An 8,996-nucleotide genomic window follows, 5' to 3' on the forward strand; every position below is an offset into this window, starting at 1 on the left:
ACACATTAGACATATAATTTTCACATTTTCACATATACAGGAAATTAATTCACAGGATTTTCTTGGGCTTTTTTAGCCTTTGAAATCCCTTTTACCATCTCACCAACGATATGGAGCCATTGTTGCGTCTGATACTCTTTCGTTTTTATCATTATTTTTAACCTAGGCCCCTCCATGCCAGGAGTAACATTTCGGCCAAACTGACTGCCAATATGGAAAATTTTGCTTCCGTCAATACTTTGGGTAACCTGCTCATTTATAAGAATCGTTACCTCTTGTTTCGCTTGTTTAATTTGTTCCACACCATTTAAAAGTGCATTAACTTTTATCTCAGCAATTTGGAAAAGGAAGGCCACTTCTTCTGGATACTCGCCAAAGCGGTCGAGGATTTCTGCTTGCAGTTCTTCAATCTCTTCAAGCGAATCGGCACCCCTAAACCGTTTATACATCTCGATCTTCTGGTGTCCGTCCTTAATATAAGTATCCGGAATATACGCATCAATCTCGAGGTCAATTTCAACCGATTTTTTCACTTCTGCCCCCAGATCTCCTTTACGCTCTTCAATTGCTTCTTTTAGCATTTGTGAATAGAGGTCAAAACCAACCGAATCAATAAAGCCATGCTGCTGGGCACCTAATAGATTACCTGCTCCCCTAATGGACAAATCCCTCATGGCTATCTTAAAACCAGAGCCTAATTCGGTAAATTCCTTAATGGCCTGTAATCGTTTTTCAGCTACTTCAGTTAAAACTTTATCTTTTCGGTAAGTGAAATAAGCATAAGCGACACGGTTTGATCTTCCTACTCGACCCCGAAGTTGATAAAGCTGAGAAAGCCCCATTCGATCGGCGTCAAAAACAATTAATGTATTTACATTCGGAATATCTACCCCGGTTTCGATGATGGTTGTACTGACAAGCACATCAAATTCGCCCGCGAGGAAACTGAGCATAACAGACTCCAACTCGTTTTCCGTCATCTGCCCATGAGCATAGGTGACACGTGCATCCGGGACAAGCATGGATATTTCCTCTGCTTTACGTTCGATATCTTCTACTCTGTTATATAAGAAGAATACTTGTCCGTCCCTTGCAAGCTCCCGCTCGATCGCCTCACGTACTAATGAACCATTGTATTCCATTACATATGTTTGCACCGGGAAACGATTTTCAGGTGGCGTTTCAATAACCGATAAATCACGAACCCCAAGCATTGACATATGAAGTGTTCTTGGGATTGGGGTGGCTGTTAAGGTTAATACATCTACATTGGTCTTTAACTTTTTAATCTTTTCCTTATGTGTCACTCCGAATCGTTGTTCTTCATCAATAATTAAAAGTCCTAAATCACGATAGACAATATCCTTTGAGAGCAACCGATGGGTACCCACAACAATATCAACTGTTCCAGCTTTTAAGCCTTTCATCGTTTCTGTTTGTTGTTTTTTAGAGCGGAATCGACTTAACAGACCGATATTAATCGGATAGTCCTGGAACCTCTCCCGTAAGGTTTCATGATGTTGCTGCGCCAAGATCGTTGTTGGCACAAGAAACGCTACCTGCTTACCATCCGCTATAGCCTTAAAGGCAGCACGTATAGCCACTTCTGTTTTTCCATATCCAACGTCACCGCAAAGCAGGCGATCCATTGGTCGCGCTTGTTCCATATCCTTTTTAATCTCATGGATAGAACGAAGCTGATCATCCGTTTCCTGATAAGCAAAGGAGGTTTCAAATTCCCTCTGCATATCTCCATCTGGAGAAAAGGCATAGCCAACTGCTGCCTCGCGTTCTGCATATAGCTTAATTAAATCATCAGCAATATCCTGGACGGATGATTCAACCTTCTTCTTCACCTTTTTCCAATCGGTTCCGCCTAGTTTATAGACCTTAGGCTCTTTGCCTTCTGACCCTACGTATTTTTGGACAAGATCAATTTGTTCAACAGGCACATACAGTTTATCTGTCCCCTGGTACCGAATGTGTAGATAATCTTTATGGATTCCGTTGATTACCAACGTTTCAATCCCTAAGTATTTTCCAATCCCGTGATTGACATGTACCACATAATCGCCAATTTTAAGCTCAGAGTAACTTTTAATTCGTTCCGCATTCGATAGTTTTTGGCGGCTGACAGACTTCTTCACCCGTTTATTGAATAATTCTTCCTCAGTGATGACGGCGATTTTTTGAATAGAAAGCTCAAACCCTGAATGGAGGTTTCCTTTCATAATTTGCACTTTCCCTGGCAAAAGCTGTTGATTTCCCTTGACAATGCTGCCCTCAATTTCATAATCCTCTAGGACACGCTCTAATTTTTTTACCCGTTCTTCATCTGCGCCTAAAAAAAGAATAGAATAATTGCCCTTCTTCCATCGATCAATTTCTGCCTTTAATACATGCATTTGTCCGTGGAAGTTTTGCATTTGTTTACATGAGACATTAATAATATTTTGCGGGCTGGTATTGGCTACATGCCGTAAAAATAACGACATATATACGATTGGAAACTCTTTTTTTTGCAGCATTACATGCAAGTCATGAGAAATGTGGAGATCATGGATAATCTGACCTTCAGCAAGTAATCCGGTATACCATTCCGCTTCCTCTTTTACCAATGAATCATTCATCTCTTGAACTCGGCTTATTTCATCAATAAACACAAGACCATTGGTTGGGAGATAGTCTAGTAAACTAGCAGGCTTTTCGTAGGCTAATGATAGGTACTTATACACCTGGTCCGGCTTTTGCCTATTTTTTAATTGTTCTAATTCATAGCTAATATTTTGCGAAAGCTGAATTTTTGCCTTATCATCTTTTAATTTTCTAAGACTTTTTGCTAACCCGGTCTCTAATTGATTGATCATCCGGCTATAATTCTCATCTTCTAACAGGATTTCAGTAGCAGGTCCAATCATAATTTTTTTTACTTTTTCTTTTGAACGTTGATCTTCAAGAGAAAAATAGCGAATGGAATCAATTTCTGTATCGAATAATTCAATTCGAAGCGGGTTAACTTCTGTAAGTGGATAGATATCGATGATTCCGCCCCTTACACTAAATTCGCCTGGCGTTGAGACCATTTCTGCACGAATGTAGCCCATTTTGACAAAGGTATTTAATAGATGATCTATATCGATGTCTTCCCCTAATTTTAGCGAGAGCTGATATTGTTTCCACTGTGACTTAGGAGGAACAATTTTTTTCAAACCGGCTATCGGGACAATTAAAATCCCTTTATTATTTTTACTCCAATGGTTTAAGGCCTCTATTCTCTGGGCCTTCAATTCCGGACTCGCAATACTTAGCTCGGCGGCAATTAATTCATTGGCTGGAAAAAGAAATACTTCCTTGTCACTTAGTAGATTAACAATATCATCATAGAGTTTTTGTGCTTGTAATAGATTATGGGTTACAAGCATAATGGGCTTCTGCATTTGTTCGTAAACTGAAGCGGATAATACTGTTCTTGAGGAACCTGATAAGCCTGCAACCAGTTGTTCCCTTAATCCTTCTTCCACACCGGCAATCACCGAGTGGACATCTTCTTGTTTAAGGAACAGTGACTTTAAACCATCCATGGTTTCTCCTCCCTTCCAACAAATATGTAAATGACCCTAAACGGGTTCTTTCATTCGAATTTAAATATAATTAACATTTTAATAGTAGAAAATTAAAAATAGAAAAATGCTTTGGATATGATTCCAAAGCTAGTGAATAAGGAAATCGTATTGGTGGTAATCTGGATTCCGTTCTAAAGCTTCCTGGCAGTCTTCACAAATAGCTGAGATGTGAATATCTCCGGATGAGTCATACGCAACCATTTCCTGTCTTTCCTGTTCTGTCAGTTTATGAAGACCAAGGGTTTCGCTGTGTATCGATGCTTTTTCAATGGAACCAAGCTTTGTACCACAATGACGACAATGATAATGAATGGCCACGCCTGTCCCTCCCTAATCTATGATTCCTTATTAGTATGCACCTGTTGGGAGGAACTTATTCAATTAGATGAACGGACAAGAGATTTGCTTGCTTACTGTCTTTTTCAATCATATGAAAATATGGCTTGTTACATGAACAATTATTGATTATATTCATTCATTACCTGTAAGAACGGCTTCTCCAGCCAGGCTTCACATGCAGCTGCACTCTTTTTAACGGATTCTTGGGTTAATGGTCTCTCCTCACTACGAAAGCGTCCTAAAACATAATCAGGCACGCTCATTCCTGGAGTTGGACGGTCAATACCTATTCTGATTCGATTAAATTGCTGTGTACCGAGATGTGCCACTGTTGATTTAATTCCATTATGTCCACCAGGGCTTCCTTTTTGACGGAGCCTGATTTTTCCAACTGGTAGATCAAGATCATCATAAATAACTAATAAATCTTCCAAATCTATTTGATAATAATCCATCACAGCTCGAATGGACTCACCTGATAAATTCATATATGTAAGTGGCTTTAATAATAATACTTTTTCCCCTTTATATACACCCATTCCGAACAGCCCTTTAAATTTAGACTGTGTGAGTGGGATGGAAAATTGATGTGATAATTCATCAATTACCTCAAAGCCAATATTATGTCTAGTTTGATCATATTGTTTTCCTGGGTTACCTAAACCAACGATACATTTCATCTTACCCACCTCTTCCGGTTCAGCCAACCTTTTAAATAGTTTTCGAAACATGGTTTTCTCCCATTGTTCATTTATTTATGCGGCAAAAGACGTAACCTCAATTGGTTACGTCTTTTACTCTTAAATTGAAAGCTCATTTATTCTGGTGTTGTTTCTCTTCCTTCTTCATTGGCTGGATGACCTTCTTCTTGCTGTTCACCAGAGTTAATTTCCTCTTCCTGTCTAGGAGGTAGGATTGAAGCTACTACTTCATCGTCCTCATGGTTGATTGTAAATCCGCCAGCTGAAGGAATATCACCGACCAATACAGTTTCTCCTACTTGTAGGTTCGCAATATCAACTTCTATTTGCTGCGGAATATTATCAGGGGTAGCAGTAATGGATAACTGGTGAACCGGCTGTTGCAAGACACCGCCATCTTTTACTCCTGCTGCCTCACCAACAAGAACAAGTCTCACATCGACATGAATCTTAGATGATTTATCAACGGCTAAGAAATCGACATGAATAATTTCTTTTTTGATAAAATCGCTTTGAACATCAGTTAAGACCACATCCTGTTTTCTTCCATCAACATCAAGTGAAATGACGCCGTTTCTTCCTACGGAGCGGAGGGTTTTTGTTAAATCAGCTGAACTAATCACTACTGGCTTACTGTCAACCTTTGCCCCATATATAACAGCAGGGATGTTTCCATTCTCTCTAATTTGCTTTAATGCAGAATGACGGAGTTCCTTCCGTTCCTTTGCTTGTAATACAGTACTCATACGTTTAGTCCCCTTCCTATTCATATCTGTCTATATAAAAATGCCCTAAAATCGGAAGGTCTAAACATTTTTTTGTATTCTTACAATACAGGAATTCTGCTTATATAAAAGCAGGGTCAGGGCCTGACTACTACGCCAGGTCCTGTTAAAGGACTATTAATCAAACAATGTGCTTACCGACTGCTCTTCGTGTACACGAATAATGGCTTCGCCAATTAATGGCGCAACTGATAGGTTAATAATTTTACTGCTCTTCTTCTCTTCTGGAAGAGCTATAGAGTTAGTCACAACTAATTCTTTTATTTTTGAGTTTTCAATTCTTTCAATTGCCGGTCCTGACAATACGGGATGTGTACAGCAAGCATAAACCTCTGCTGCACCATTCTCAACTAATGCATTAGCAGCAAGCGTAATCGTTCCTGCTGTATCAATAATATCATCAATTAAAATCGCAACTTTTCCTTCGATATTACCGACAATATTCATGACTTCTGCAACATTTGGTCTTGGACGGCGTTTATCAATAATCGCAATTGGAGCTTTTAAACGTTCAGCCATTTTTCTTGCTCTAGTCACACCGCCATGGTCTGGAGAAACAATAACGATGTCACCATTTAAATCTTTTGTCTTAAAGTATTCAGATAAAATAGGTACACCCATTAAGTGATCGATCGGAATATCAAAGAATCCTTGAATTTGAGGTGCATGTAAATCTAGGCAGATTACACGAGTTGCACCAGCAGTCTCAACAAGGTTTGCAAATAGTTTTGCAGTAATTGGTTCACGTGCACGTGCTTTGCGATCTTGACGGGCATAACCATAGTACGGCATGACAATATTAATCGTTTTAGCAGACGCTCTCTTGAGTGCATCAATCATGATTAATAATTCCATAATATTTTCATTCACAGGTGAACTAGTTGACTGAATGACATATACATCACAGCCACGAATACTTTCTTCAATATTTATTTGAATTTCACCGTCACTGAATCTAGTTACAGAGCTCTTCCCTAATTCAACTCCGATAACTTTTGCTATTTCTCTCGCAAGTGGGACATTAGAATTTAAGCTAAATACCTTTAAGTTCGGATCTAAATATTGATTTGACATGATGGCCCTCCAATTATCATTGCTTATTTCTTTACATTAAGCTTTTGGACATAATTTTCTTTATTCACTTGTTGTGCACGGGCAATAGATAAGGCTTCACCTGGTACATCCTTTGTAATGGTTGAACCGGCAGCCACGTATGCACCCTTGCCAATTGTGACAGGGGCAACTAGATTTGAGTTGCAGCCGATGAAGACTCCATCTTCAATTTTTGTTAAATATTTATTTTTACCATCATAATTGACTGTAATGGAACCACAGCCAAGGTTTACATCACTGCCTACTTCCGCATCACCAATATAGCTTAAATGAGAAGCTTTGCTTCCTTTTCCGAAAACGGCCTTCTTGATCTCCACGAAGTTTCCGATTTTCACTTCATCTTCAATATTAGAATCCGGTCTAATATGTGCAAACGGACCAATATTAACGTGTGAACCAATTGAGCTTTTATGTGCTGCTGATTGGCGAATAACTGTCTCATTTCCAATTTCACAAGAATCAATTTCTGAATTTGGACCAATCTGACATTCAGAACCGATGATTGTGTTGCCTTTAATAATGGTTCCTGGATAGATGACAGTATCCTGTCCGATTTCAACTTCTGTCTCAATGTATGTGTTTGCAGGATCAATAATCGTAACGCCATTACGCATATGAACAATATTTGTCCGATTGCGCATAATTCTCTCCGCTTCAGCTAGAGCTACACGATCATTTACACCCAATGTTTCTTCAAATTCATTCGTTTGGAAGGCAGTCACTACCTCCCCTTGCTTTTTAAGAATTTCAATGACATCTGGTAAGTAATATTCCCCTTGAACATTATCATTGGACACACTTCTTAATGCTTCGAACAATGCTCGATTGTCAAAACAGTATGTGCCTGTGTTAATTTCATTTATTTCACGTTCCGCTTCTGTTGCATCTTTATGCTCAACAATCTTTTCAACTAAGCCTTCTTCATTTCGTATGATTCGACCGTATCCAGTTGGGTTATCTATTTTTGCCGTGAGGATTGTAGCCTTTGCAGATAATTCTTCATGTTGTTTAAAAATTGACTCCATCGTTTCAGCTGTTATTAGTGGAGTATCACCGCAAACGACGATGGTTACACCCTCTTTGCCCTCAAGCATACTGCTTGCCTGCATCACTGCATGTGCAGTACCAAGCTGTTGCTCCTGTAAGGCGTAAAGACTGCTGTCACCTAACTGTGATTGCACCATTTCTGCTCCATGGCCAATAATTGTGACCATTTCTTGAACATTTAGTTTCAGGATTTGGTCAACGACATGTTGTACCATTGGTTTGCCGCATACTGGGTGTAAAACTTTATAAAGCTTTGATTTCATCCGCGTACCTTGCCCTGCGGCTAAAATCACAGCATAACGATTAGACATGGACAGTCCTCCAATTTACCTTTTTATCCATTAAAAATATTAACGTAAATCGGCTCTGTTTTCAAGGAATGAACGGCATGTGTCTAATTTCATAATATTAAGTTTTTTGTTTAGGAAGGAGAAATTTAGGTAGGGGATTATAAATAAACATTTAAGGGCAATAAAAAAGAGCCTTACTCAGAAGAAAGGCCCTAGTTGTTAAAATCCTTAGGAAGCTCCGGCTTCTTCAAATTCTACTTCCATTTCGCCTAAACGGTGGTACTCAGCCAAAACAGCTTCTTGAATTTTACCGCGTGTTCCCGAATTGATTGGATGCGCAATGTCACGAAATTCTCCATCTGGAGTACGTTTACTTGGCATAGCTACAAATAAACCGTTGTTTCCGTCGATAACGCGGATGTCATGAACAACAAATTCATTGTCTAATGTGATTGATGCAATCGCTCTCATTCTTCCATCCGTGTTAACCCGGCGTAATCTTACGTCAGTTACTTCCATGTGCTCACACCCTTTTCTTTTGTATAAAAGCTAGTTTAATAAATTCAACAATTATTTGCATTTTCCTTCTTTAAATAAAAAAATTTTTTGAAAATTTAGGGCAAAATAGTGAACTTTTGTAAAAAATGGTTGTTTTTATCCTCTTTTTGACCTATAAAAAAAGCGCTCGTTTATTTTACGAGCGCAATTACTTCGATTTCTACCAATACATCTTTTGGAAGACGAGCTACTTCTACACAAGATCGAGCTGGTTTATGCGTGTTGAAATACTCACCATATACTTCGTTAATAGCCGCAAGAAGCACCGCCTCCTCTGACATCGCGTTATCAACACGAAACCCTAAATTACTCTCCAAGAAGACGAAGCATATAACGAGCTACTGCTGTCGCAGGAAGTGGAGGGCAGGGAGATTCGACTAGGTGGTACGGTTGATTTGGAAAAATATCAGTGGAAGCCTTAATTGCTTTATAGATACGTTCGTAAAAATTTGCTTCGTTACCTGAGGCTCTCTTTCACGCTAGGTTTTGGCACATAGAACCTTCCTACGTTACCCGGGGCTCTCCTTCTCACCCGGTTCG

General features: G+C 39.2%; 7 protein-coding genes and 1 pseudogene. All 8 read right to left on the bottom strand.

The genetic code is table 11. The annotated features are described in order from the left end of the window. Positions 1 to 44: 44 nt before the first annotated feature. Complete coding sequence (mfd, locus tag ABES03_RS04135; protein ID WP_430115389.1) at positions 45 to 3,581, bottom strand: transcription-repair coupling factor; 3,537 nt, start codon at positions 3,579 to 3,581, stop codon at positions 45 to 47. Between the two features lie 129 nt (positions 3,582 to 3,710). Then, on the bottom strand, positions 3,711 to 3,941 hold the full coding sequence (locus tag ABES03_RS04140) for an anti-sigma-F factor Fin family protein (RefSeq protein ID WP_308081618.1): 231 nt from the start codon (positions 3,939 to 3,941) through the stop codon (positions 3,711 to 3,713). A gap of 140 nt (positions 3,942 to 4,081) precedes the next feature. Next, on the bottom strand, positions 4,082 to 4,642 hold the full coding sequence (gene pth / locus ABES03_RS04145; RefSeq protein ID WP_430115409.1) for an aminoacyl-tRNA hydrolase: 561 nt from the start codon (positions 4,640 to 4,642) through the stop codon (positions 4,082 to 4,084). 137 nt (positions 4,643 to 4,779) lie between these two features. Then, positions 4,780 to 5,409: a 50S ribosomal protein L25/general stress protein Ctc gene (locus tag ABES03_RS04150; protein WP_430115392.1), complete on the bottom strand. Its 630-nt coding sequence runs from the start codon at positions 5,407 to 5,409 to the stop codon at positions 4,780 to 4,782. A 156-nt stretch (positions 5,410 to 5,565) separates the two neighbouring features. Beyond that, on the bottom strand, positions 5,566 to 6,522 hold the full coding sequence (locus ABES03_RS04155) for a ribose-phosphate diphosphokinase (protein ID WP_335534519.1): 957 nt from the start codon (positions 6,520 to 6,522) through the stop codon (positions 5,566 to 5,568). Between the two features lie 23 nt (positions 6,523 to 6,545). Then, complete coding sequence (gene glmU / locus ABES03_RS04160) at positions 6,546 to 7,919, bottom strand: bifunctional UDP-N-acetylglucosamine diphosphorylase/glucosamine-1-phosphate N-acetyltransferase GlmU (protein ID WP_430115395.1); 1,374 nt, start codon at positions 7,917 to 7,919, stop codon at positions 6,546 to 6,548. Positions 7,920 to 8,126: 207 nt separating this feature from the next. Beyond that, a complete protein-coding gene (gene spoVG / locus ABES03_RS04165) occupies positions 8,127 to 8,417 on the bottom strand; it encodes a septation regulator SpoVG (protein ID WP_007084183.1) in 291 nt (96 codons plus the stop codon). Between the two features lie 170 nt (positions 8,418 to 8,587). Then, a pseudogene (ridA, locus tag ABES03_RS04170) lies at positions 8,588 to 8,713 on the bottom strand (2-iminobutanoate/2-iminopropanoate deaminase); the annotation flags it as partial. Between the last annotated feature and the right edge of the window lie 283 nt (positions 8,714 to 8,996).

It is taken from the genome of Neobacillus rhizosphaerae (assembly GCF_050477885.1).
GTDB classification, from domain to species: Bacteria; Bacillota; Bacilli; order Bacillales; family Cytobacillaceae; genus Neobacillus; species Neobacillus rhizosphaerae_A.